Source organism: Kosakonia sp. Marseille-Q7440 (assembly GCF_965119485.1).
In genome coordinates, this window is sequence record NZ_CBCPLT010000001.1 from 2,437,335 (window position 1) to 2,460,787 (window position 23,453).

Sequence of the window (23,453 nt, forward strand, 5' to 3'; positions counted from 1 at the left end):
CCTATGGCACGCATTATTGTTGTTACTTCGGGTAAAGGGGGCGTTGGCAAGACCACCTCCAGCGCGGCCATCGCTACTGGTTTAGCCCAGAAGGGCAAGAAAACGGTCGTTATCGACTTCGATATTGGCCTTCGTAACCTTGACCTGATCATGGGCTGCGAGCGCCGCGTTGTGTACGATTTCGTTAACGTTATCCAGGGCGACGCAACGCTGAATCAAGCGTTGATCAAAGATAAGCGCACTGAAAACCTCTATATTCTCCCGGCATCGCAGACGCGCGACAAAGACGCCCTCACCCGTGAAGGCGTTGATAAGGTATTAGAAGATCTGAAAAAAATGGACTTCGACTTTATCGTCTGCGACTCACCGGCTGGCATCGAAACCGGCGCGCTGATGGCGCTCTACTTCGCCGATGAAGCCATTATCACCACTAACCCCGAAGTATCGTCCGTGCGTGACTCTGACCGTATTCTGGGGATTCTGGCTTCCAAATCACGTCGTGCGGAGAGAGGTGAAGAGCCGATTAAAGAGCATCTGCTGCTCACCCGCTACAACCCTGGCCGCGTTAACCGTGGCGACATGTTGAGCATGGAAGATGTGCTGGAAATTCTGCGCATCAAACTGATTGGCGTGATCCCGGAAGATCAGTCTGTACTGCGGGCCTCCAACCAGGGCGAGCCAGTTATTCTGGATGCCAATGCTGACGCCGGTAAAGCGTATGCCGATGCCGTGGAACGTCTGCTGGGAGAAGAACGTCCTTTCCGCTTCATTGAAGAAGAGAAGAAAGGTTTCCTCAAACGCCTGTTCGGAGGATAAGTTATGGCATTACTCGACTTTTTTCTCTCCAGAAAAAAGAATACCGCCAGCATCGCTAAAGAACGCCTGCAGATTATTGTTGCAGAGCGCCGCCGCAGCGACGCTGAACCCCACTATTTGCCGCAGCTGAAGCGCGATATTCTGGAAGTCATCTGCAAATATGTACAGATCGATCCGGAGATGGTCACCGTACAGCTGGAGCAGAAAGGGGACGATATTTCTATTCTGGAGTTGAACGTCACGTTGCCAGAAGCGGAAGAGACGAAATAGTCTTCGCAATAAGGGCAATAAAAAAAGGCAGAAGAGATTCTGCCTTTTTATTTATTCGCTCAAATACACTGTAATTATTTACAGCCTTATTGCGGATACTCTGCTAATAACGCGTTCAGACGATCGGCCATCAATTCACCGCGCCAGCCGCTGATTAATTCCGGCAGGCTATTTTGCGTCTTTAATTTCCAGTGCCAGTTTAATAACTGATTAATCTGCCGACGCGAAGCCAGCAGCTCAACGCTAATATTTTCGCTTTCACTGATTGTCTGCACCTGCGCTTTAATCGCTTTAAACGCTTTGCGATAGCCGGGCATATCCATCAAATTACGCAGCGGTTCAGGCAGTGATTCTTCCGGCAACTCCTGCGCCTGCGCCACCAGTGCCACCAGGGTTTTACCGTGAAAACGGATTTCGCTGCCGGAGAGACCAAGGCTATCCAGCTCGCCGAGGCTGCCCGGCATATAGCGCGCCACTGCCCAGAGATGCTCTTCGCGCACGACAAAATTCACTGCCATGTCGCGTTCGCGCGCCTTGCGAAGACGCCAGGATGCCAGCAGTTGCAAACAGGCCAGCTGGCGCGGGCGCAGCTGCCAGGCATTGGTGATTTCACGCCATGCCTCATCCGGTGCCAGTACTTCCTGGCGGCGCTGCATCATTAAACGACACTCATCGAGCGCGGCAGCCAGTCGGCCCGCCTGCTCGGTTTCCGCCAGCAGTTTTCCGGCGATAGGCAGCAGATACCAGACATCCGCCGCCGCATAGTCACACTGACGCTCGGTCAGCGGACGCGCCAGCCAGTCGGTGCGGGATTCGCTTTTATCAATCGCCGTTCCGGTAAACTCCTCCACCATTGAGGCAAAGCCCCATGACATCGGACGACCGCAGAATGCCGCGAGGATCTGCGTATCAATCATCGGCTGCGGCTGCACGCCAAACGTATTGAGGAACACTTCCAGATCTTCGCTTCCCGCATGCAGATACTTGGTGATTGCCGTATTGGTGAGCAGATCGCGAAACGGCGTCCAGTCGGTAATGGTCAGCGGATCGATAAGCGTGACACGCTCGCCGTCATACATCTGCAACAGACCCAGTTGCGGGTAGTAGGTGCGGGTGCGGACAAATTCTGTATCGAGGGCAATGGCTGGAAACGCACTGGCGGCTTCACATATCGCTGCCAGCGCGTCGTTCGTCGTTATCATCTGGTAATTCAAATCATTTTCTCTTCAGTTTGCGCCCATAAAAAACGCCGGCTTTAACCGGCGTTCGGGAGGCTAACGGATAGCTCAGGCGTTATTGTCCACTTTGGCACGCGCTTCGTCACGTAATTCTCGTCGCAAAATCTTTCCGACGTTCGATTTCGGCAGCTCCGGGCGGAACTCCACCTGCTTCGGCACCTTGTAGCCGGTAAGCTGTCGGCGGCAGAAAGCGATCAGCGCCTCCTCAGTCACGGAAGCCTCTTTTTTCACCACAAACAGCTTGACCGCTTCGCCGCTATTCGCGGACGGCACGCCAACGGCAGCCACTTCAAGCACGCCGGGATGCTGCATCACCACATCTTCGATCTCGTTCGGATAGACGTTGAAACCGGAGACCAGAATCATATCTTTTTTGCGATCGACAATGCGCAGGAAGCCCTCGTCATCCATCACCGCAATATCACCGGTATGCAGCCAGCCATCACGCAGGATCTCATCCGTTGAATCAGGACGCTGCCAGTAGCCGAGCATCACCTGCGGCCCTTTAATGCAGAGCTCGCCCGGTTCGCCCGGCGCGACTTCATTATTGTCGTCATCCACCAGCTTCGCTTCGGTCGACGGCACCGGCAGGCCGATGCTGCCGCTGTGGTAGTCAATGTCATGTGGGTTGACGCTCACCAGCGGCGAGCATTCGGTCAGGCCATACCCTTCGAGCAGATACTGCCCGGTCAGTTTGACCCAACGATCCGCCACCGCCTGCTGCACCGGCATCCCACCGCCAGCGGAAAGGTGCAGCGAGGAGAAGTCGAGCTTTCTGAAATCGTCATTATTAAGCAGCGCGTTAAACAGCGTGTTCACGCCAGTCATGGCGGTGAAAGGGTATTTGCCCAACTCTTTCACCAGCCCCGGAATATCGCGCGGGTTGGTGATCAGCAGGTTCTGCCCGCCCAGTTCGATAAACAGCAGGCAGTTCATGGTCAAGGCAAAGATGTGATAAAGCGGCAGCGCGGTGACCACCAACTCTTTGCCGCGATGCAGCAGCGGCCCGTAAGTGGCGTTCACCTGTTCGAGGTTAGCCAGCATATTACGGTGGGTCAGCATCGCCCCTTTTGCCACGCCGGTGGTGCCACCGGTGTATTGCAGAAACGCCAGGTCTTCGGGTACCAGCTCCGGCTTAACATACTGCATGCGGTAGCCGTTTTGCAGCGCGCGGCGAAACGAGATGGCATCTGGCAGATGATATTTCGGCACCAGCCGTTTGATATATTTAACGACAAAGTTGACCACCGTCCCTTTCGCCGTCGAGAGCTGATCGCCCATGCGGGTCAGGATGACGTGCCGCACCTGGGTTTTGTCGACAATCTTCTCCAGCGTGTGGGCAAAGTTGGAGACAATGACGATTGCTGCCGCGCCGCTGTCGTTAAGCTGATGCTCAAGCTCGCGGGGTGTGTAGAGCGGGTTAACGTTTACCACAATCATCCCGGCACGCAAAATCCCGAACAGCGCAACGGGGTATTGCAGCAGGTTCGGCATCATCAGCGCTACGCGATCGCCTTTTTGCAGGCCAAGCCCCTCCTGAAGGTAGGCGGCAAATGCCCGGCTGCGCTCCTCCAGTTTACGGAAGGTCATCACCTCGCCCATGTTGATAAACGCCGGCTGATCGGCATAACGGGCTGCTGAGTGTTCAAATAATTCAACCAGGGATTGATAACGGTCAGGGTTGATCTCCGCAGGTACGTCGGCGGGATAACGATTTAACCAAACCTTTTTCAATGCATCACCTCTAAAATGAGTGTTTGTTGTCATCGCAGCCCCAGTTAATAAACAAGAAATTAACATTATATTAACTCAGCGTACCAGTTTGAAAATTAACCGGACGGAAGGTTGCGAAGCGCGTCACTAATTATTTTTGTCATCTAATACAGGAAACAAAAACAGCGGCCGGGCCGCTGTTTATTTTTCCTGTCAAAACAAGAAATTACTCTGTTACGACCGTTTGTACACGAGCGGGTTCGGGCGGATACCAGCCCCATGGACCGTAGCCTGTGCGCCACGGATAGGCTCCCGGGCCGGAGAACCACGGGTCGAGCGGCTGCGGCGGCATCATGATTTGCTGCTGCAAGCGCCAGCGTTTGTAGCCGTTCACCTGCATCACCATGTAGGTGTAGGAGGCGCTGCCCACTTTACCCGCTTCGGTACCGGTAATCGGCCCGACCACGGTGACCAGCTGGTTACGAAAATCGACCGGGTCAACAAAGCCGTTGATGTCGGCATAGATTCGCCCGACAGAGGGCTCGCCCAGCACCGGGCGGGCGCCTTCATCCAGCGGGACAGAGGCGATCTCCAGTCGGGTTTTGCCCTGCTGATTGATCACATTGATCACTTTCCCGCCGAAACGCCCTTCCTGGCCGACATAGAGCGTTGGCGCATTCATCACCCGCACTAAATCTTGCTGCGGTGTCGGGCTGGTGCCCTTGATCGCATCGGGCACCGTCACGCACCCACTCAACGCTACCGTTACCAGCCCTGCCAGCAACAGCTGCATAAACCCTTTTTGACCCGCCATCATGCGACCCCTTAACTCAGTTAGTACTACTGAGATTCATTCCCGGCCAGGAAGTTTCTTCCACGCCACTTCGTTACGCAAATAAACCGGTTCCGCCTGTTCAACGGCAACCCATTTTTGCGCGGCAAATAGCTGGCGCGCGATGGGCAACATATCTTCCGCCGTGGGCAGTAACATCTCGCCATCGGTCAGCGTAAGAGGACTATTCGCTGCTAATTCAGGCCATGCGCCCCAGCCGGTGCCAACCATCGCCCAGCTGCCATCAAGCTGCTGCAGACGCTCGCTTACCGCCTCAGGCTTCAGCACCGCTTCCGTCTCTTCACCGTGCCAGACGCCATCGGCATCACGCTGATACTCAGCCCAGTAGACTTCACCCATGCGGGCATCAATGGCGGCCAGCACGCGGGTCGCGCCGGTTTTGCGCCAGGCACCCTGCGCCATCGTCGCCAGCGTCGAAACGCCAATCATCGGCAGCTCCGCGCCGAGCGCCAGGCCCTGTGCGATACCAATACCGATACGCACGCCGGTGAAGCTGCCCGGCCCGCGGCCAAAGGCCAGCGCGTCGAGATCGGTAAGCTTAACATCGGCGTCGGCAAGGGCGGCTCTGACCAGCGGCAGAATCCGTTGTGTATGTTCACGAGGGCAAAGTTCGAAGTGAGCGAAGGTCGTACCGTCATTCCAAAGGGCGACAGAACAGGCTTCTGTGGCGGTATCAATAGCCAGAATTCGCATGGGTATAGCAGTCCAGATTCAACAAAATGGCGCGCATCTTACCACACTTCGCGGAAAATTACTCCGCTGCGGGCCGGGCAAGAAACTCCACCGCGCGGCGGATATCGCGCGTGCGCGGTGCCGGCGGCAGGCTGGCGAGAAACACCGCGCCGTAGGGGCGCATCACCAGCCGGTTATCGCAAATCACCAGCACGCCGCGATCGTCAATATCGCGGATCAGGCGACCGACGCCCTGCTTGAGCGTGATGACCGCATCCGGGAGCTGCACTTCATCGAAGGGATCGCCGCCGCGCAGACGGCAATCTTCCATCCGCGCTTTCAGCAGCGGATCGTCCGGCGAGGTAAACGGCAGCTTATCGATGATCACCAGCGAAAGCGTATCGCCGCGCACGTCGACGCCCTCCCAGAAGCTGCTGGTGGCAACCAGCAGTGCGTTACCGGCGTCAACAAACTGTTGCAGCAACTGCCCTTTACTGGTTTCACCCTGCAACAGTACCGGCAGGCTGAGAGTGGCACGGAACTGTTCCGCGAGATCGCGCATCATGGCGTGCGAGGTACAGAGCATAAAGCAGCGACCGTTGTTGGCCTCAATCATCGGCCTTAACATCGCCGCCAACTGGCGCGCGGAGCCGGGCTGGTTGGTCTGCGGCAAATTGCGCGGTACGCAGAGCAGCGCCTGGCGCGGGTAATCGAAGGGGCTCGGCAGCAGCAGCGACTCGGCTTCGTCGATGCCTAACCGCGCGGTGAAGTGGTGCAGATCGTCGTTGACCGACAGGGTCGCGGAGGTAAAGATCCAGCTCCCCTTCTTCTCTTTCATCACTTCCTGGAATTTATCGGCGACGGTCAGCGGCGTCAGCGCCAGCGTAAAGTTGCGCGAGGTGCACTCATACCAGTAGCTGAACCCCGGCTGGTTGAACTCTTTCAGCCGCTTGAGGCGGGCGCGGTAAACCGTGGCGCGCTCAAAAGCGGCGTCCAGCACCGCTGAACGACCGAGGGAGAGTTTTGCCACGTCGTAACAGAGTTCGAGCGCGTCATCGAGCAGCAGCAGCGCACGCTGAATCCGCGCATCGGCCAGCAGTTCGCGCAGGTTGCCGCGATAACCCGGCTCGCCGAGCTGCAGGCGGAAGTCCTGCGCGCTTTGCGCCAGCCGGTCGGCGCACTTCTGCAACTGCGCGGTATCGCGTAAATCGGTGCGGTAGGCGATGGTGAAATCTTTTGCCAGATCGAGCAGCTGGCGGCTGGAGAGCGACTGGCCAAAATATTGGCTGGCGATATCGGGCAGCTGGTGCGCTTCGTCAAAGATCATCACCTCAGCTTCCGGGATCAGCTCACCGAAACCGCTCTCTTTCACCACCATGTCGGCGAGAAAAAGGTGGTGGTTGACGACGACAACGTCGGCTTCCATCGCTTTTTTACGTGCCTTCACCACGAAGCACTCTTTGTACATCGGGCAGTCGCTGCCCAGACAGTTATCGTTGGTACTAGTGACCAGCGGCCAGGCGGCAGAATCTTCGGCCACGCTGACGCAGGTGCTGATGTCGCCATCTTTGGTCTGGTTAGACCAGGAGCGCAGCAGAATGACATCGCTCAGCGTCTGCACCGGCAGATCGCCACCGGCAATCGCTTGCTGTTCGAGACGCTCGATACAGAGGTAGTTTGAACGGCCTTTGAGCAGCGCCGTGCGCCCGGTGTACTCCAGCGCTTTTGAGACGGTGGGCAGATCGCGGCTATAGAGCTGATCCTGCAAGGCTTTCGAACCGGTGGAGATGATCACTTTCTTCCCGGCGCGCAATGCGGGCGCAAGGTAGGCGTAGGTTTTACCGGTCCCGGTCCCCGCTTCCACCACTAGCGGCTGCGTTTTTTCAATCGCTTCGGTCACGGCGTAAGCCATCTGGCGCTGCGGTTCGCGCGGTTTAAATCCCGGTATCGCTTTGGCAAGCTGGCCGTCTGTTGCAAAATCGTCCGTCACACTACCCCCTGGTTAAATCGCCAGTGATTATGTCAGGGTGCGCGGATTTACGCCAGCCAGGTTTTTGTGGCACTCTTCCCGGCGAATCTATGTAACCAGGAAGGAAAAGGTGATGACAATTGTGCGTATTGACGCGGAAGCCCGCTGGTCTGATGTGGTGATCCATAACCAGACGCTTTACTACACTGGCGTGCCGGAAAACCTCGACGCCGACGCCTTTGAGCAGACGGCTAACACGCTGGCGCAGATTGACGCGGTGCTCGAAAAACAGGGCAGCGATAAGTCACGGATCCTCGACGCCACTATTTTTCTTGCCGATAGCGATGATTTTGCAGCGATGAATAAGGCCTGGGATGCGTGGGTGGTGGCGGGCCATGCACCGGTGCGCTGCACCGTGCAGGCGAAGCTGATGAATCCGCGTTATAAAGTTGAGATTAAGATTATCGCGGCGGTGTAATTACTCCTCCTCGTCTTCCTCATCTTCAAAGCGCGCCACGATCCGCTCACCGGTATGACTGGCGCGCAGCTCTTGCGCCACCAGGGTAATGGCCTCGCCGCTGCTCATGCCGCCGGCCATAAGCTCCTGAATACGTTCGACTGCTTTCTGCTGCTGTTCGTGACTGAGGGCGGGTAATCCTGCAAACATGGTCAACTCCTGATAAATTATCGGCGCTAATTATTCCACGCGTCTGTGCACTACGCCAGCGAAGACGCTCAAGAGCCAGGAATCATGAAACAGTTAACGCCTGCCCAACTCTCGCTTCCGTGGCGCCGCGACGCCGCGGAGTTCTATTTCGCACCGCTCAGCGCGCAGCCGTGGGCGATGCTGCTCCATTCCGGGCATGCCGATCATCCCCATAACCGTTTTGATATTTTAGTCGCCGATCCGCTCACGACGCTGACAACGCAGGGCCATATCACTTATCACGACGGACTCGCTTCGCAAGGCGATCCGCTTGGGCTCTTGCAACAGGCGCTGGATGCGTGCGGCCTGCACGCTGAACCCGGGAATGACCTTCCTTTCCAGGGCGGCGCGCTGGGCCTGTTTGGTTATGATCTCGGCCGCCGCTTTGAAAAACTGCCCGCACTGGCCGCAAAGGATATTGCCATCCCCGATATGGCGGTCGGTATCTATGACTGGGCGCTGATTGTTGACCACACATTACAGCGCGTAACGCTGTTGAGTCACGGAGATGTCAATGCGCGCCTGGCCTGGCTTGAGTCGCAGAGCGCGACGCCACAGCCCGGGTTTCGCTTAACCTCCGCCTGGCAGGCCAATATGAGCCGCGCAGAGTATGGCGAAAAGTTTCGCCAGGTGCAGGCCTGGCTGCGCAGCGGCGACTGCTATCAGGTCAACCTCGCACAACGTTTTCAGGCGAGTTATAGCGGCGATGAGTGGCAGGCGTTTGTGCGCCTGAATAGTGAGAATCGCGCGCCGTTCAGCGCCTTCCTGCGTTTGCCGCAGGGGGCGATCCTCAGCCTGTCGCCGGAGCGTTTTATTCGCCTGACGGGTGATGAGATTGAAACCCGCCCGATTAAAGGCACCCTGCCGCGTCTTGCGGATCCGCAAGCGGATGCTGAGCAGGCCGCCCGCCTTGCCGCCTCGCCAAAAGATCGCGCCGAGAATGTGATGATTGTTGATCTGATGCGCAACGATATCGGTCGCGTAGCGGTGCCGGGCTCGGTGCGGGTGCCGGAGCTGTTTGTGGTGGAACCCTTCCCGGCGGTGCATCACCTGGTGAGCACCGTGACGGCGAAGCTGCCGCCCGGACGACACGCCAGCGATCTGCTTCGCGCGGCGTTTCCCGGCGGGTCGATCACCGGTGCGCCGAAAGTACGGGCAATGGCGATTATCGATGAACTGGAGCCGCACCGCCGCAATGCCTGGTGCGGCAGCATCGGCTACCTCAGCGTCTGCGGCAATATGGACACCAGTATCACCATCCGTACGATTACCGCCTGTGACGGGCAACTTTACTGCTCGGCGGGCGGCGGAATTGTCGCCGACAGCGACGAAGATGCGGAATATCAGGAAACCTTTGATAAAGTTAACCGTATCCTGCGGCAACTTGAGAGGTAATTCGTGGAGCAACCAGTGTTAACTCTGGATAACTTTTTATCACGCTTTCAGCTGATGCGCCCGCAGCTTAATGTCGCCACCCTGAATGCGCGCCAGGCAGCGGTGCTGGTGCCGATTGTGCGGCGTGAAGAGCCGGGCCTGCTGCTGACGCAGCGCTCAGCCATGCTGCGAAAACATGCCGGCCAGGTCGCCTTTCCCGGCGGCGCGGTCGACAGCACCGACGCCTCGCTAATCGCCGCCGCGCTGCGTGAAGCGCAGGAAGAGGTAGCGATCCCGCCGGAGTCGGTCGAGGTGATTGGCGTCCTGCCGCCGGTTGATAGCGTGACCGGCTTTCAGGTTACGCCAGTGGTCGGCATTATTCCGCCGGATCTCCCCTGGCGCGCCAGTGAAGATGAAGTGGCGGCGGTGTTTGAAATGCCGCTTGCCGAAGCGTTGCGGCTTGGGCGTTATCATCCGCTGGATGTACATCGCCACGGCAATGCCCACCGGGTATGGTTATCCTGGTATCAGCATTATTTTGTCTGGGGCATGACGGCGGGAATTATCCGCTCGCTGGCGCTGCAAATCGGCGTGCGTCCATAAGCGCTATACTCTGTTTTGCGCACTTTGTGACGGCGCACTCGCTATTAGTTTAATAGAGGCCAGCGATTAGTTTAATTCATGTGAATAGTTAACCTGCTGGCACCCTTCCCTCTTACACTATGCGCAGTTATTACATCGTTACTGGAAACCCAGTAACCCTGTCAGGAGTGTAAATGTGATTAGTCTATTCGACATGTTCAAAGTGGGAATTGGTCCCTCCTCTTCCCACACTGTTGGCCCGATGAAGGCCGGGAAGCAGTTCGTCGATGATCTGGTCGAAAAAGGATTGCTGGAAAACACCACCCGCGTAGTGGTGGATGTTTACGGCTCACTCTCCCTTACCGGGAAAGGACACCATACCGATATCGCCATTATTATGGGTCTGGCGGGCAACGAGCCGGCCACTGTCGATATTGATGCGATCCCCGGTTTTATCCGCGATGTGGAAAACCGTGGGCGCTTGCTGCTGGCACAGGGTCGCCATGAAGTCGACTTCCCGCAGAACGACGGCATGCGTTTTCACAGCGATAACCTGTCGCTGCACGAAAACGGCATGCGCATTACCGCCCTGAACGGCGATGAGGCCGTATACAGCAAAACCTACTACTCCATCGGCGGTGGCTTTATCGTTGATGAAGAGCATTTTGGCAAAGAGACGCTCGATTCTGTTTCTGTGCCTTACCCGTTCAACTCTGCGACGCAGATGCTGGAGTACTGCAAACAGACCGGGCTTTCTCTCTCCGGGATGGTGATGCAGAACGAACTGGCGCTGCACTCGAAAAAAGAGATCGAAGAGTACTTCGCCAACGTCTGGACCACCATGCGCGCCTGTATCGATCGCGGCATGAACACTGAAGGCGTGTTGCCGGGTCCGCTGCGCGTGCCGCGTCGTGCTTCAGCCCTGCGCCGTTTGCTGGTCTCCAGCGATAAGCTCTCCAACGATCCGATGATCGTCGTGGACTGGGTGAACATGTTTGCCCTCGCGGTTAACGAAGAGAATGCGGCGGGCGGTCGCGTCGTGACGGCTCCGACCAACGGTGCCTGCGGTATCGTGCCGGCGGTGCTCGCTTATTACGACCACTTTATTGAGTCCGTCAGCCCGGATATCTATATTCGCTACTTCCTCGCCGCCGGAGCGATTGGTGCGCTCTATAAAATGAACGCCTCGATTTCCGGCGCGGAAGTGGGCTGCCAGGGCGAAGTGGGCGTTGCCTGCTCGATGGCGGCTGCGGGTCTGGCAGAGCTGCTGGGCGCCAGCCCGGAGCAGGTTTGCGTTGCCGCAGAGATTGGTATGGAGCACAACCTCGGTCTGACCTGCGATCCGGTCGCCGGCCAGGTGCAGGTTCCCTGCATTGAGCGTAACGCCATTGCCTCGGTAAAAGCGATTAACGCCGCGCGGATGGCGATGCGCCGTACCAGCGCGCCGCGCGTCTCTCTCGACAAGGTTATCGAAACCATGTACGAGACCGGGAAAGATATGAACGCCAAGTACCGTGAAACCTCGCGCGGTGGTCTGGCGATCAAAGTGCAGTGCGACTAAACTCACCGCCCTCAGCGCCGTTCAACCGAACGGCGTTTTTTTTACCCGCTACGCCACAGTTCGAGAATATTCCCCGCCGTTTGTGCATAAGCTGAGCAATTCCCCGCTACACTTCAACTGTGCTGGCATGGCAATCAGGCCAGGGATAATACGGGCGATCGGCGCATGCAAACGGCTCAGCGGATCATCAAAAGCTATCGACAGCGGCGCGCCACGGTTTGCGTGCTGGCGGGCATTGTCGCGCTGATATTGACCCTCGCCTTTCGCTTTATTTCCGAGCGCAACCTCAACCAGCAGCGCGTCGCCTCTTTTACCCATCATGCGGTGGTGAATTTTGATCGCCTGCTGCTGCCGCTGGAATCGACCCGTAAGATGGTTTCGCCGCTGGTCGGCAAACCCTGTGACGGGGTGCATCTGCAACTGCGCAAAATCGCCGCCAGCCTGCAGACGGTGCGCTCCATTACGCTGGTCCACGATGGGATCCTCTACTGCTCGAGCATCTTTGGCGATCGTCATGTTCCTGTCCATCAGTTGCAACCGAGCCTGCCGGCGAAAACCACGTTGTTGGTCCTCTCCACGGATCAATCCCTGCTGAAAGATCGCCCGGTGCTGATCGTCTGGTTCCCTACGGCCGCCGACGGGCAGAGCGGCGTGATGGAAGTGGTCAATATTGAACTGCTGAGCCGCTTAATGCTCGAGCCGCAGCCGCCGCTTATCACCCGTGTTGCGATCTCCGTCGCCGGGCGGCATCTGGTACAGGGAAAAGGTCTGCTGGAAAGCTTACCGCTGGCCGAAAATGAGAAGCGCTATCAGCGCACCTCGCAATTCTTCCCTCTTTCAGTGAGCGTGAGCGGCCCGGGTGCAACGCGGCTGGCGCTGCAACACCTGCCTTCACAACTGCCGCTGGCGCTGATGATTGCGCTATTAACCAGCGTGATTACCTGGTTTACCACCGCCAGCCGTATGAGCTTCGCCCGCGAGATTAACCTTGGCTTAACGGGCTGCGAATTTGCGCTCTTCTGCCAGCCGGTACTGCATGCCCAGAGCCTGAAGTGCGTCGGCGTGGAGATCCTGCTGCGCTGGCACAACCCGCGCCAGGGCGCGATTTCGCCAGAGGTGTTTATTCCTATCGCCGAGGCGCAGCACCTGATCGCCCCGCTGACCCGCTATGTGCTGACTGAGGTGCAGGCGCACCGCCACCTCTTTCCGGACGACGCCCACTTTCATATCGGCATTAATGCCGCCCCCAGCCATCTGCGCGATGGCGAGTTACTGAAAGATCTGCACCGGTTGTGGTTTGTTCACCATCCTGTTCAGCAGTTGATTATTGAGTTGACCGAGCGTGATGCGTTGCAGGATGTGGATCCGCGCATGATGCGCGAGCTGCATCATAACGGCGTGAAGATCGCGATTGATGATTTCGGCACCGGTAATAGCTCGCTGAGCTGGCTGGAGAAGCTGCAACCGGACATTCTGAAAATCGACAAATCCTATACCGCGGCGATCGGCACCGATGCGGTGAACTCCAGGGTGACCGACATTATTATCGCGCTTGCGCAGCGGCTGGATATTGAACTGGTGGCGGAAGGGGTAGAAACCCCGCAGCAGGCGCAATATTTGCGTCAGCAGGGGGTTCAGTCATTGCAGGGATATCTCTTTGCACAGCCGATGCCTATTGAGAATTTCCCGGCGTGGTTAGCCGGGAATGCGACGCCAGCCGCGCATGACGACCGGCTGGCACCGCTGATGACGATTGAGGATCACTCCTCTTCGTCGTGAGCCGGTTGCTCTTTAACAATACGCACCAGATCGACCCGGTAGTCGTTCGCTTCCATCACGGTGATATGCAACGGCGCAATGGCAAAAGTTTCGCCCACCGGCGGGATCTGCCCGCGCGCGGCAATGACAAGGCCTGCAACGGTAGCGATATCTTCCTCTTCATTGACGAAGTTATCGAGATCCAGCGTGTGTTGCAGCGCGTGCAGGTCGGTGGTGCCCTTCACCAGCCAGCCGTCGCCGTCGGCAATAATTTCCGGCGTTTCGTCCGCATCAGGGAATTCACCGGCAATCGCCTCCAGCACGTCCAGCGGCGTCACCAGTCCCTGCACGACACCAAACTCATTGGTAACAATCACGAAGCTGCCGCGCGCGCGGCGCAAGACCGCCAGCAGCTTGATCGGGTCGAGGGTTTCCGGCACCACAATCGCCGGCGATTCAGATGCAATCGCGGCAACATCGACGCCCTCTTCCAGCGACACCAGCAGCTCTTTGGCGCGCACAATACCGATCACTTCATCCAGTTCACCACGGCAGACCGGGAAAAGGCTGTGCGGGGAGGAGAGCAACTGCTGGCGGATCTCATCAACGCTCAGGTTGGCATCCACCCAGCTGATATCACCGCGCGGCGTCATAATGCTACGCAGGGAACGGGAAGCCAGCGTCAGCACGCCGTTGATCATATAGCGCTCCTCTTCCGCAAATGCGCCTTCCGGCACTGTTACGGAAGCATCGCTGTCCGTCTCGGTTTGCGTCGTATTCTGACGACGACCGCCCATCAGACGCACAATCGCATCTGCGGTGCGCGCACGCAGCGGCAGGCGCGACTGGTTGCGCAGAAAGTTACGGCGCGCAACCTGGTTAAAGAACTCAATGATGATTGAGAAGCCAATCGCGGCGTAGAGGTAGCCTTTCGGAATATGGAAGCCAAAGCCCTCTGCGACCAGGCTCAGACCAATCATCAGCAGGAAGCTCAGACAGAGCACCACGACCGTCGGATGCTGGTTCACAAACCTTGTCAACGGCTTCGAGGCCAGCAGCATTACCGCCATGGCGATCACTACCGCCGCCATCATCACCGGCAGGTGATTGACCATACCGACTGCGGTGATCACCGCATCGAGTGAGAAGACCGCATCGAGAATAACGATCTGCGTCACCACCACCCAGAAGCTAGCGTAGCCTTTGCCGTGCCCGCCATCGTGATCGCGGTTTTCCAGCCGTTCATGAAGCTCCGTAGTGGCCTTAAACAGTAAGAAAATACCGCCCAGCAGCATGATTAAATCACGGCCGGAGAAGGTAAGGTTCCACACAGAGAAGAGTGGCTGGGTGAGCGTGACCATCCATGAGATCAACGACAGCAGGCCAAGCCGCATCACCAGCGCCAGCGACAGACCGATCAAACGTGCTTTATCGCGCTGCTTCGGCGGCAGTTTATCGGCCAGAATGGCGATAAAGACCAGGTTATCGATACCCAGCACGATTTCCAGTACAACCAGCGTCAACAAACCGATCCAAATCTGCGGATCCATTAAGAATTCCATGACAGGCTCCTGTTCAGGAAAACAGTAGACGGCGCGCGAAAATGCGCAGGCGTGATGACATTGACTCTATTTGAAAGGGGGTGAAATTCACCGGAATGCGTGGCGCGGGACGGCCAAAAAGTGAACTGACGTCGGTGACGATCCATACGATGGGCTACTGCCCTTTACTCCTGGTAACTTAAACGGAGGTTAAACATAGCAAAGAGCCTGGGTAGCTGGCAAAGATTTACCAGACTTTGCAAAATGTATGGATATTTTGCGCTACAAAATTTCAATTTTATGAAACCTAAATTACGGATCTTCATCACATAAATTATTTTTTCACTCTCTAAAATAATTCGCGAAAGTTCCTAAACTTCTCTTTGAGTTTATCTCTGAATCGATTCGCTTTTTTGGTGCCGATTCACAATACATCCATCGCGTGGATGTTAACGACAAGAATAAGGAGGTAGCAAGTGACTATTGCTATTGTTATAGGCACACATGGTTGGGCGGCAGAACAACTGCTTAAAACCGCCGAGATGCTGCTCGGCGAGCAGGAGAATGTCGGATGGATCGATTTTGTTCCCGGCGAGAACGCGGAAACACTGATCGAAAAGTATCAGGCGCAGCTGGCAAAGCTGGATACTAATCAGGGCGTGCTGTTTCTCGTTGATACATGGGGTGGCAGCCCGTTTAATGCCGCCAGCCGCATTGTCGTCGATAAAGAGCATTATGAAGTGATCGCCGGCGTCAACATTCCGATGCTGGTCGAAACCCTGATGGCGCGTGATGACAACCCAACCTTCGATGAGCTGGTAGCGCTGGCCGTTGAGACCGGACGCGAAGGCGTGAAGGCGCTGAAAGCGCAGCCGGTGGAAAAACCCGCTCCCGCTGCGGTTCAGCCGACGGCAGCCCCGAAAGCCGCTACCCCCGCGAAACCAATGGGCCCGAACGACTATATGGTCATCGGTCTGGCGCGTATTGATGACCGCTTAATCCACGGCCAGGTCGCCACTCGCTGGACGAAAGAGACCAACGTCAACCGCATTATTGTTGTCAGCGATGAGGTGGCCGCAGATAACGTGCGTAAAACGTTGCTGACGCAGGTCGCACCGCCGGGCGTAACGGCTCACGTTGTCGACGTCGCAAAAATGATCCGCGTTTATAACAACCCGAAATATGCCGGTGAACGCGTAATGCTGCTCTTCACCAACCCTACCGATGTCGAGCGCATCGTCGAGGGCGGCGTGAAAATTACCTCGGTTAATATTGGCGGTATGGCGTATCGTCAGGGCAAAACCCAGGTAAACAATGCTGTTTCCGTCGATGAGAAAGATATTGAGGCGTTTCGCAAACTCAACGATCGCGGCATTGAGCTGGAAGTCCGTAAAGTTTCAAACGATCCGAAACTGAAAATGATGGATTTGATCAGCAAAGTGGCGAAGTAACCGCGACGACCTGATTGACTCAGTTTTCACACTTACGTCTGATTTAGCTATAGGAGAAGTACAATGGAGATTACCACTCTTCAGATTGTGCTGGTGTTCGTCGTCGCATGTATTGCCGGTATGGAGTCGATACTTGACGAGTTCCAGTTCCACCGTCCGTTGGTGGCATGTACGTTAGTCGGTATCGTTCTGGGTGATATGAAAACCGGTATCATCATCGGCGGTACGCTTGAGATGATCGCCCTCGGCTGGATGAATATCGGTGCGGCGGTCGCGCCGGATGCCGCGCTGGCGTCGATTATTTCCACCATTCTGGTCATTGGCGGCCACCAGAGTATTGGTGCCGGTATTGCGCTGGCGATCCCGCTGGCAGCGGCAGGCCAGGTGCTGACCATTATCGTGCGTACCATTACCGTTGGTTTCCAGCACGCGGCAGATAAAGCCGCAGATAACGGTAACCTTACCGCCCTCTCCTGGATCCACGTCTCCTCCCTGTTCCTGCAAGCGATGCGTATCGCCATCCCGGCGGTGATTGTGGCTATCTCTGTCGGTACCAGCGAAGTGCAGAACATGCTCAACGCCATTCCGGAAGTGGTGACCAGCGGTCTGAATATCGCCGGTGGCATGATCGTGGTGGTCGGTTATGCGATGGTCATCAATATGATGCGCGCAGGCTATCTGATGCCGTTCTTCTACCTTGGTTTCGTGACCGCGGCCTTTACCAACTTCAACCTCGTTTCACTGGGTGTCATCGGCGCAGTGATGGCCATCCTCTACATTCAGCTTAGCCCGAAATATAACCGCTCTGCAGGCGGCGCTGCGCCGGCCGCAGGTACCAACGATCTTGATAACGAACTGGATTAACAGGTGAACGACATGGTTGATATGACGAAAACTCCGACTGAGAAAAAGCTCACCCAGAGTGATATTCGCAGCGTGTTCCTGCGTTCTAACCTCTTCCAGGGCTCATGGAACTTCGAACGTATGCAGGCGCTCGGCTTCTGCTTCTCGATGGTACCGGCGATTAAACGCCTCTATCCGGAAAATAACGAAGCCCGCCGCCAGGCGATTAAGCGTCACCTGGAGTTCTTTAACACTCACCCTTACGTTGCAGCGCCGGTGCTTGGCGTGACGCTGGCAATGGAAGAGCAGCGTGCCAATGGCGCGGAGATCGACGATGGTGCCATTAACGGTATCAAAGTGGGTCTGATGGGGCCGCTGGCAGGCGTTGGCGACCCAATTTTCTGGGGTACCGTGCGTCCGGTGTTTGCAGCGCTCGGTGCCGGGATCGCCATGAGCGGCAGCCTGCTCGGCCCACTGCTCTTCTTCTTCCTCTTTAATATCGTGCGTCTTGCCACCCGTTATTACGGCGTTGCGTACGGTTATCGCAAAGGGATCGATATCGTTAAAGATATGGGCGGTGGTTTCCTGCAAAAACTGACCGAGGGGGCGTCAATTCTCGGCCTGTTTGTGATGGGGGCGCTGGTCAACAAGTGGACACACGTCAATATTCCGCTGGTGGTATCGGAAATTACCGACCAGACCGGTAAAACCACGGTGACCACGGTGCAGACCATCCTCGACCAGCTGATGCCGGGTCTGGTGCCGCTGCTGCTGACCTTCGCCTGTATGTGGCTGCTGCGTAAAAAAGTGAACCCGCTGTGGATCATTGTCGGCTTCTTCGTGATTGGGATTGTCGGCTACGCTATCGGCCTGCTGGGCCTTTAAACGACGTTGTCATAACCGGGGGCGTGATTGCCCCCGGTTTTTTATTTAAGGAGATGAGATGACGATTACGGATAGCGTGCTGCTGCTGTTTGTCGCCGCCCTGCTGGCTTTTGCGCTGTATGACGAGGTGGTGATGCCCCGTCGCAAAGGCGAAACGTTGCTCACCGTTCCGCTGCTGCGCAGAAGCCGTACCGATGGTGCCATTTTTGTCGGCCTGCTGGTTATTCTGATTTATAACAACAGCGTCAACGGTGGTTCATCATTAACCATGTGGTTATTATTTGCGCTGGCGCTGCTGGGTATTTACCTTTTTTGGATTCGCGCCCCGAAAGCCATCTTTAAATCACACGGTTTCTTCTTTGCTAATGCATGGATTGAATATAACCGTATTAAAGAGATGAATTTATCGGAGGATGGCGTACTGGTGATGCAATTAGAGCAGCGACGATTACTGATCCGTGTACGAAATATAGACGACCTCGAAAAAATCTACAGAGTAATGGTTAAAACTCAATAAGTTAAACAATACCCTTCTCGATTTACCCTGCACAAAAAAGAGGCTTTAATATAGCCTCTGCTATATTTCCTGTAAGAAATTACCTATGTTTATTAACGTTATTTTCACGTCGCAAGCTAAATGACAATCGTTATCGGCGGGCTCCGCCATGAATATTTTTCTGCTGTTGTTTTATATTCTAAAAATATGGTAAGGTGCGTCCGTCGTTGGGGAGTAGCCGATTTCCGCCGTGCGGAAATGTACGTGTCAACATACTCGTTGCAAAACGTGGCACGTACGGACTGAACATTTTCAGTCAGGCGAGACCATTGACACACCAACTGCTGTTTACTGGGGGCAGTGGTGTGTTATATGGAACTCCCGGTCAGGACGCACAGATGAATTTATCCGCCACCCTGCTTCTCGCCTTTGGTATGTCGATGGACGCCTTCGCCGCTTCTATCGGTAAAGGTGCGACGCTCCGCAATCCTAAATTTTCCGACGCCCTGCGCACTGGTCTTATCTTCGGCGCAATTGAAACCTTAACCCCTTTGCTGGGCTGGGGTCTCGGGATGCTCGCCTCACAATTTGTCCTCGAGTGGAATCACTGGATAGCCTTCGTGCTGCTGGCGTTTCTTGGCAGCAGAATGGTACTGGAAGGCGTACGCGGTAATGATGATTGCGACGCGGAGATGCCGCACCGCCACGGTTTCTGGTTGCTGGTCACCACCGCGATTGCTACCAGCCTGGATGCAATGGCCGTTGGCGTCGGGCTCGCATTCCTGCAGGTCAATATTCTCACTACCGCGCTGGCAATTGGCTGCGCAACGCTGATCATGTCGACCCTTGGCATGATGGTAGGCCGGTTTATCGGCCCGCTACTCGGCAAACGCGCCGAGATCCTCGGCGGCGTCGTGCTTATTGGTATCGGCGTGCAGATCCTCTACAGCCACTTTGCTGGCTAGCTTTCCCGGCGTAAGCAGTGGATGGTGAAATCCGTCTGGCAGCGAAACGTTTTTGTTGCCGCCAGCTGTTGCCACACTTCCGGCTTTGCCCGCCAGGTAAACGGCGTCATTTGCAGGAGCGCAACCGCCTCTTCGCCGGTCAGTTCCATTTCATAAGCGAGTGACTGTTCGGAAATAAGCGTAAACCCTTCGATCTCACCGCTGTTTGGCGCGTGCAGCTGCACCTCATCATAAATAAGCCCCTTCAGCTCCATTAAATGGCGCGGCCCGGGTGCGGCGGTGATTACCACGCCCTGCGGTTTCACCACGCGGGCCAGCTCCTGCGCTTTACAGGGTGCATAAATGCGCACCAGCCCATCAATGCTGTTATCGTCAAAGGGCAAGCGGTGGCTGGAGGCGACACAAAACATCACCTGCGGATAGCGTTTTGCTGCTGCGCGAATCGCCGCTTTCGAGACATCGAGACCTACAGTTTGCGCGCCGCGCGCGCGGCCTACCGCGGCAAATGCCTGCGTGTAGTACCCTTCCCCACAGCCGATATCAAGCAGCGCCGTCGCCTCTGCTGGCAACGTCTCTTCAAACAGGCTGCATATTTTATCGCGCAGCGGCTGATAGTGTCCGGCGTCAAGAAATGCACGGCGCGCCTGCATCATTTCAGCGTTATCACCGGGATCGCGCGAGCGTTTATGCTGGACGGGTAATAGATTGACGTAGCCCTCTTTGGCGATATCGAACTGATGCCGCTGCGGACAGATAAATGCGCGCTCGTGGCGGCTTAACGGTGCGTGGCAAAGGGGGCAACTGAATGGCATAAACACTCCGGGGAGACAGACTTTTTCAAAGGGCGAAGTGTACCGTCAAATGTTGCGGCAGGGAAAATAAAAAGCCCCGCACAGTGGCGAGGCTTGATAACTGACATTGATACGCGAAACGCGTCTCAAGCTCAGAGGTGTCGAAATCAGATAGCAGTTACGTTAACTGCAGCCGGGCCTTTCTGACCGTCCTGAATTTCAAACTCAACGTTCTGGCCTTCAGCCAGAGTTTTGAAGCCGTTACCCTGGATAGCAGAGAAATGTACGAATACATCTTTGCTGCCGTCAGCCGGAGTAATGAAACCAAAACCTTTAGACTCGTTGAACCACTTAACTTGACCTTTAATCTTTGCCATTTGCAAAATTCCTTAATGTATATACTTCGCCCGCAGGCATTGACTGAGAAAACTGAGACATTACTGCTTGAGGCACTAATATAAGGTTCGGCAGAGAAGCTGTATTCAACGAAACGTTTTACTCAGGACTTCTTTACTGAAAATGCCACACATAAACAGAATTGTACCTCGATTGACCCACAACGTGTTATCACATAATACGTAAACTATGGCAAGCCATTTTTAGATATGTCTCGATCCACCGCACAAATTCTAAGGGTATCGAAACAACCACTGTTCATTTATTCACTTCAATGACCGTTATAGCAGCCGCTGCACCAGCAGGTTTACCCGATAAACGTAGACCATTTCTTTCTATTCATCAAGCAGTTCCATGCACTTACAGGGTAGCTGGAACCCTCATGCGTTTCGCTTATATGCTAAGAACTTTCTGCGAATAGTTATGCTGTTTATTCGATTAGGAAGATTCTTAAATGATTAATGAGCCGGGACGAAACTATTGCTCAGGTTAACTATGAATAATTACTGAGCGAATAAGTGCAGGCGTGCACCAAAATAATGAAATTATGATGACACTGCATCATTTAAAGGCAATAAAACGTTTCGCGTAAAACAAAAGCGCACAATTTTAATACGGCTTACTTTTTATGGCGCTCGGCTTAAATTACGGCAGGGATAAATATTGACCAATTTTCAGGATCCTGAAGTTATCATTTTCTTCACCCGCTTCGCTTAAAGCGCGGCGTAACTCCTGCACCGGCTCATCCAGTGATTCATCGGCCAGTTCAAATACGCCCCAGTGGATGGGAAAAGCCAGCGGTGAACCTAATTGCTGCCACAGCGACACCGCACTTTGGGGATCCATATGGTTTATCGACATGAACCAGCGCGGTGCATAAGCACCAACGGGCAGCGCGAGTGCATCAATTTTTCCAAGACGTTGCGGGATCTGCAGAAGCGTGGTGCTGTAGCCGGTGTCACCTGCAAACCAGAAACGCGATGCGCGTGATTCAACAACCCAGCCGCACCATAACGAGCGGTTACGATCCCACGGGGTGCGCATACTCCAGTGCTGAGCGGGAACAGCGGTTAAATGTAAGTCATCAAGCGAGGCTTGCTGCCACCAGTCCAGTTCAGTGACAAAACGCGCGCCGAAACGACGAAGCGTGTCACCCAACCCGAGGGGGACAAAAAGCCTTACCTCAGGAAACCGGCGAAGCAGTGCGCGGATTGTCCAGCGGTCCAGATGATCGTAATGGTTGTGAGAGATAAGTATGGCATCCAGGGCGGGAAGATCGTCAATGGCCAATGCCGGCGGCGTACGCCGCTGAGGCCCGGCGAAACGCAGCGGGGAGGCGCGCCGGGAAAACACAGGGTCGGTGAGCACATATTTTCCCTGCATGCGTAAAAGCACAGAGGCATGACCAAGCCACCAGAGGCCATCGTCACCCGCTGCAATCTCGGCTTTTTGCCACCAGGCTTCAGTAAAGGCGTCATATCCTGCGAGTGGTGGACGGGGAAGCCCGGCAGCTTTGCGTTCCTGACGCCAGCGTTTTACATCGCCGGGTTGATGCGCTACTGCCGTCGGGTTACAAAAACCATCGGGCGTATGGTGGGAGAGCGCGGGGTCATACCAGGGGTTTTTCCAGGCCATCTCTCCCCTCCTTTCAGGTTATCGTTCAGCCACCAGCCGGATAAACTCCTCGTCTTCACCCTTAGTCTTACTTTTTTCGACATCGGGGAGAGCAGCTTTTTCCGGCTCATTCGCTTCACAAAGACGGCGCAGCAGCGCATTTTGCCGTTTTTGCTGATCGAGTAGCGCTTCCAGCAGTTCAATCTGTTCGTTCGTACGTGAACTGGCACGATTGATAAAGAACCACAGCACCAGACCAATAACCAGAACCACCACAGAAACCAGCATAGACGCAAAATTTAACGCGCCAGAATTTAAGATTTCGTTCATTTCACACCCTCAAAGTAGACGCGGCATTTTACCACTGGCACTCAGGAAGGAAATCTTTCACTGCAGAAATGCGCTTACCAGGGGATGAATTTATTGATGACACAGATGCCGCTGAAAAATTGTACATCCTGATCGCACATCACATTGATCATTTGAGTCCATAGCAGCAGGCAGACCACCACCACGGCAATCAGCAACAGCCATCTAAATTTTCTCACTCCACTCTCCGAAACATTTCAAGGTGTAACCACACTAACACGGCTTCCTTAAACAGCGGGTAACTGTACCCCCTTTCGGTATTTTTAGGAATGTGTGACTTGTTTCAGCCAATAAAAGACGTAGCCTTAATGCCAGACTTAATCGATGTGCAAGGAGCAAACATGCGTACACTTATTCGAGGCGTTGTCGTTATCGCGCTGTTGTGGATCGGGCTCTTGCTGAGCGGTTATGGCGTGCTAATTAACAGTAAAGAGAATGCAGCAGGCCTTGGTTTACAGTGTAAATATGCGACCGCGCGCGGCACCAGCACGGCGCAATATGTTCATTCAAATAACGGATTTTTTGGCCTTGCCAACTGCCCGCTGATGCGTAAAAGCGAAAACGTGATTGATAACGGCTGATTTTTGCCA

General features: G+C 55.4%; 26 protein-coding genes, 1 pseudogene and 1 riboswitch. Of the genes and pseudogenes, 13 read left to right on the forward strand and 14 right to left on the reverse strand.

Annotated elements, in window-relative coordinates:
• Positions 1-3: 3 nt before the first annotated feature.
• On the forward strand, positions 4-816 hold the full coding sequence (gene minD, locus ACWPW2_RS11275; RefSeq protein ID WP_454123063.1) for a septum site-determining protein MinD: 813 nt from the start codon (positions 4-6) through the stop codon (positions 814-816).
• A gap of 3 nt (positions 817-819) precedes the next feature.
• Positions 820-1,086 (forward strand): cell division topological specificity factor MinE, encoded by a 267-nt coding sequence (gene minE, locus ACWPW2_RS11280; protein ID WP_004384978.1) that lies wholly within the window; start codon positions 820-822, stop codon positions 1,084-1,086.
• An 86-nt stretch (positions 1,087-1,172) separates the two neighbouring features.
• Here minE and rnd read toward each other — a convergent pair whose 3' ends face one another.
• The 5 genes from rnd to ACWPW2_RS11305 form a co-directional block, all read right to left on the reverse strand.
• Positions 1,173-2,300, reverse strand: coding sequence for a ribonuclease D (gene rnd, locus ACWPW2_RS11285; protein WP_454123066.1), 1,128 nt, complete (start codon positions 2,298-2,300; stop codon positions 1,173-1,175).
• A 72-nt stretch (positions 2,301-2,372) separates the two neighbouring features.
• On the reverse strand, positions 2,373-4,058 hold the full coding sequence (fadD, locus tag ACWPW2_RS11290; protein WP_023480068.1) for a long-chain-fatty-acid--CoA ligase FadD: 1,686 nt from the start codon (positions 4,056-4,058) through the stop codon (positions 2,373-2,375).
• A gap of 205 nt (positions 4,059-4,263) precedes the next feature.
• On the reverse strand, positions 4,264-4,851 hold the full coding sequence (locus ACWPW2_RS11295) for a Slp family lipoprotein (protein ID WP_023480101.1): 588 nt from the start codon (positions 4,849-4,851) through the stop codon (positions 4,264-4,266).
• A gap of 36 nt (positions 4,852-4,887) precedes the next feature.
• A complete protein-coding gene (gene tsaB, locus ACWPW2_RS11300; protein WP_454123068.1) occupies positions 4,888-5,583 on the reverse strand; it encodes a tRNA (adenosine(37)-N6)-threonylcarbamoyltransferase complex dimerization subunit type 1 TsaB in 696 nt (231 codons plus the stop codon).
• 58 nt (positions 5,584-5,641) lie between these two features.
• Positions 5,642-7,552: an ATP-dependent DNA helicase gene (locus tag ACWPW2_RS11305; protein WP_023480085.1), complete on the reverse strand. Its 1,911-nt coding sequence runs from the start codon at positions 7,550-7,552 to the stop codon at positions 5,642-5,644.
• Positions 7,553-7,664: 112 nt separating this feature from the next.
• Here ACWPW2_RS11305 and ACWPW2_RS11310 point away from each other — a divergent pair, with 112 nt between their 5' ends.
• Positions 7,665-8,009: a RidA family protein gene (locus tag ACWPW2_RS11310; protein WP_023480033.1), complete on the forward strand. Its 345-nt coding sequence runs from the start codon at positions 7,665-7,667 to the stop codon at positions 8,007-8,009.
• On the opposite strand, the gene ACWPW2_RS11315 is transcribed toward ACWPW2_RS11310, so the two are convergent.
• Positions 8,010-8,198 carry a YoaH family protein gene (locus ACWPW2_RS11315; protein ID WP_023480153.1) on the reverse strand — a complete coding sequence of 63 codons (189 nt, stop codon included), beginning with the start codon at positions 8,196-8,198 and terminating at the stop codon, positions 8,010-8,012.
• Positions 8,199-8,282: 84 nt separating this feature from the next.
• Between ACWPW2_RS11315 and pabB the strand changes: the two genes are divergently transcribed.
• The 4 genes from pabB (at position 8,283) to ACWPW2_RS11335 (ending at position 13,533) form a co-directional block, all read left to right on the forward strand.
• Entirely contained in the window at positions 8,283-9,632 is a 1,350-nt protein-coding gene (gene pabB, locus ACWPW2_RS11320; RefSeq protein ID WP_454123071.1) for an aminodeoxychorismate synthase component 1, read from the forward strand.
• 3 nt (positions 9,633-9,635) lie between these two features.
• Complete coding sequence (locus tag ACWPW2_RS11325) at positions 9,636-10,214, forward strand: CoA pyrophosphatase (protein ID WP_023480029.1); 579 nt, start codon at positions 9,636-9,638, stop codon at positions 10,212-10,214.
• Between the two features lie 175 nt (positions 10,215-10,389).
• Positions 10,390-11,754 carry an L-serine ammonia-lyase gene (sdaA, locus tag ACWPW2_RS11330; RefSeq protein ID WP_279793260.1) on the forward strand — a complete coding sequence of 455 codons (1,365 nt, stop codon included), beginning with the start codon at positions 10,390-10,392 and terminating at the stop codon, positions 11,752-11,754.
• Between the two features lie 165 nt (positions 11,755-11,919).
• Complete coding sequence (locus ACWPW2_RS11335; protein WP_454123074.1) at positions 11,920-13,533, forward strand: EAL domain-containing protein; 1,614 nt, start codon at positions 11,920-11,922, stop codon at positions 13,531-13,533.
• Here ACWPW2_RS11335 and yoaE read toward each other — a convergent pair.
• A complete protein-coding gene (yoaE, locus tag ACWPW2_RS11340) occupies positions 13,515-15,074 on the reverse strand; it encodes a CNNM family cation transport protein YoaE (RefSeq protein WP_023480087.1) in 1,560 nt (519 codons plus the stop codon). The genes ACWPW2_RS11335 and yoaE overlap by 19 nt on opposite strands.
• Positions 15,062-15,220: a protein YoaL gene (locus tag ACWPW2_RS11345; RefSeq protein WP_376748464.1), complete on the reverse strand. Its 159-nt coding sequence runs from the start codon at positions 15,218-15,220 to the stop codon at positions 15,062-15,064. Before ACWPW2_RS11345 ends, yoaE begins: the two co-directional genes overlap by 13 nt.
• A gap of 309 nt (positions 15,221-15,529) precedes the next feature.
• Here ACWPW2_RS11345 and manX point away from each other — a divergent pair, with 309 nt between their 5' ends.
• The 5 genes from manX (at position 15,530) to mntP (ending at position 19,693) form a co-directional block, all read left to right on the forward strand.
• Positions 15,530-16,504: a PTS mannose transporter subunit IIAB gene (manX, locus tag ACWPW2_RS11350; protein ID WP_023480026.1), complete on the forward strand. Its 975-nt coding sequence runs from the start codon at positions 15,530-15,532 to the stop codon at positions 16,502-16,504.
• A 63-nt stretch (positions 16,505-16,567) separates the two neighbouring features.
• A complete protein-coding gene (locus tag ACWPW2_RS11355) occupies positions 16,568-17,368 on the forward strand; it encodes a PTS mannose/fructose/sorbose transporter subunit IIC (protein ID WP_454123077.1) in 801 nt (266 codons plus the stop codon).
• 12 nt (positions 17,369-17,380) lie between these two features.
• Positions 17,381-18,232 (forward strand): PTS mannose transporter subunit IID, encoded by an 852-nt coding sequence (locus ACWPW2_RS11360; RefSeq protein WP_023480044.1) that lies wholly within the window; start codon positions 17,381-17,383, stop codon positions 18,230-18,232.
• 58 nt (positions 18,233-18,290) lie between these two features.
• Positions 18,291-18,749: a DUF986 family protein gene (locus ACWPW2_RS11365; protein ID WP_023480119.1), complete on the forward strand. Its 459-nt coding sequence runs from the start codon at positions 18,291-18,293 to the stop codon at positions 18,747-18,749.
• Between the two features lie 196 nt (positions 18,750-18,945).
• Positions 18,946-19,120, forward strand: a riboswitch (yybP-ykoY riboswitch).
• Positions 19,121-19,126: 6 nt separating this feature from the next.
• Complete coding sequence (gene mntP / locus ACWPW2_RS11370; RefSeq protein ID WP_076770016.1) at positions 19,127-19,693, forward strand: manganese efflux pump MntP; 567 nt, start codon at positions 19,127-19,129, stop codon at positions 19,691-19,693.
• Here the strand turns inward: mntP and rlmA are convergent.
• The 6 genes and pseudogenes from rlmA to mgrB form a co-directional block, all read right to left on the reverse strand.
• Complete coding sequence (gene rlmA, locus ACWPW2_RS11375) at positions 19,690-20,505, reverse strand: 23S rRNA (guanine(745)-N(1))-methyltransferase (protein ID WP_454123080.1); 816 nt, start codon at positions 20,503-20,505, stop codon at positions 19,690-19,692. The genes mntP and rlmA overlap by 4 nt on opposite strands.
• A 146-nt stretch (positions 20,506-20,651) precedes the next feature.
• Entirely contained in the window at positions 20,652-20,861 is a 210-nt protein-coding gene (gene cspE, locus ACWPW2_RS11380; RefSeq protein WP_001062678.1) for a transcription antiterminator/RNA stability regulator CspE, read from the reverse strand.
• A 12-nt stretch (positions 20,862-20,873) separates the two neighbouring features.
• Positions 20,874-21,014 (reverse strand): annotated as a pseudogene (locus ACWPW2_RS11385) (DUF2627 domain-containing protein).
• Positions 21,015-21,525: 511 nt separating this feature from the next.
• Positions 21,526-22,515, reverse strand: a complete 990-nt coding sequence (locus ACWPW2_RS11390; protein ID WP_454123082.1) for an MBL fold metallo-hydrolase — start codon at positions 22,513-22,515, stop codon at positions 21,526-21,528.
• A gap of 18 nt (positions 22,516-22,533) precedes the next feature.
• Complete coding sequence (locus ACWPW2_RS11395; protein WP_023480174.1) at positions 22,534-22,824, reverse strand: YebO family protein; 291 nt, start codon at positions 22,822-22,824, stop codon at positions 22,534-22,536.
• Positions 22,825-22,898: 74 nt separating this feature from the next.
• On the reverse strand, positions 22,899-23,042 hold the full coding sequence (mgrB, locus tag ACWPW2_RS11400) for a PhoP/PhoQ regulator MgrB (protein ID WP_023480134.1): 144 nt from the start codon (positions 23,040-23,042) through the stop codon (positions 22,899-22,901).
• A 162-nt stretch (positions 23,043-23,204) separates the two neighbouring features.
• Here mgrB and ACWPW2_RS11405 point away from each other — a divergent pair, with 162 nt between their 5' ends.
• Complete coding sequence (locus tag ACWPW2_RS11405; RefSeq protein ID WP_023480149.1) at positions 23,205-23,444, forward strand: YobH family protein; 240 nt, start codon at positions 23,205-23,207, stop codon at positions 23,442-23,444.
• Positions 23,445-23,453 lie beyond the last annotated feature (9 nt).

Excerpts from the sequence above, each read along its gene's own strand:
- minD (WP_454123063.1), top strand. The coding sequence starts at position 4 with ATGGCACGCATTATTGTTGTTACTTCGGGTAAAGGGGGCGTTGGCAAG.
- minE (WP_004384978.1), top strand. The coding sequence starts at position 820 with ATGGCATTACTCGACTTTTTTCTCTCCAGAAAAAAGAATACCGCCAGC.
- ACWPW2_RS11295 (WP_023480101.1), bottom strand. The coding sequence starts at position 4,851 with ATGGCGGGTCAAAAAGGGTTTATGCAGCTGTTGCTGGCAGGGCTGGTA.
- tsaB (WP_454123068.1), bottom strand. The coding sequence starts at position 5,583 with ATGCGAATTCTGGCTATTGATACCGCCACAGAAGCCTGTTCTGTCGCC.
- ACWPW2_RS11310 (WP_023480033.1), top strand. The coding sequence starts at position 7,665 with ATGACAATTGTGCGTATTGACGCGGAAGCCCGCTGGTCTGATGTGGTG.
- ACWPW2_RS11315 (WP_023480153.1), bottom strand. The coding sequence starts at position 8,198 with ATGTTTGCAGGATTACCCGCCCTCAGTCACGAACAGCAGCAGAAAGCA.
- pabB (WP_454123071.1), top strand. The coding sequence starts at position 8,283 with ATGAAACAGTTAACGCCTGCCCAACTCTCGCTTCCGTGGCGCCGCGAC.
- ACWPW2_RS11335 (WP_454123074.1), top strand. The coding sequence starts at position 11,920 with ATGCAAACGGCTCAGCGGATCATCAAAAGCTATCGACAGCGGCGCGCC.
- yoaE (WP_023480087.1), bottom strand. The coding sequence starts at position 15,074 with ATGGAATTCTTAATGGATCCGCAGATTTGGATCGGTTTGTTGACGCTG.
- ACWPW2_RS11345 (WP_376748464.1), bottom strand. The coding sequence starts at position 15,220 with ATGGATCGTCACCGACGTCAGTTCACTTTTTGGCCGTCCCGCGCCACG.
- ACWPW2_RS11355 (WP_454123077.1), top strand. The coding sequence starts at position 16,568 with ATGGAGATTACCACTCTTCAGATTGTGCTGGTGTTCGTCGTCGCATGT.
- ACWPW2_RS11360 (WP_023480044.1), top strand. The coding sequence starts at position 17,381 with ATGGTTGATATGACGAAAACTCCGACTGAGAAAAAGCTCACCCAGAGT.
- ACWPW2_RS11365 (WP_023480119.1), top strand. The coding sequence starts at position 18,291 with ATGACGATTACGGATAGCGTGCTGCTGCTGTTTGTCGCCGCCCTGCTG.
- mntP (WP_076770016.1), top strand. The coding sequence starts at position 19,127 with ATGAATTTATCCGCCACCCTGCTTCTCGCCTTTGGTATGTCGATGGAC.
- rlmA (WP_454123080.1), bottom strand. The coding sequence starts at position 20,505 with ATGCCATTCAGTTGCCCCCTTTGCCACGCACCGTTAAGCCGCCACGAG.
- cspE (WP_001062678.1), bottom strand. The coding sequence starts at position 20,861 with ATGGCAAAGATTAAAGGTCAAGTTAAGTGGTTCAACGAGTCTAAAGGT.
- ACWPW2_RS11390 (WP_454123082.1), bottom strand. The coding sequence starts at position 22,515 with ATGGCCTGGAAAAACCCCTGGTATGACCCCGCGCTCTCCCACCATACG.
- ACWPW2_RS11395 (WP_023480174.1), bottom strand. The coding sequence starts at position 22,824 with ATGAACGAAATCTTAAATTCTGGCGCGTTAAATTTTGCGTCTATGCTG.
- ACWPW2_RS11405 (WP_023480149.1), top strand. The coding sequence starts at position 23,205 with ATGCGTACACTTATTCGAGGCGTTGTCGTTATCGCGCTGTTGTGGATC.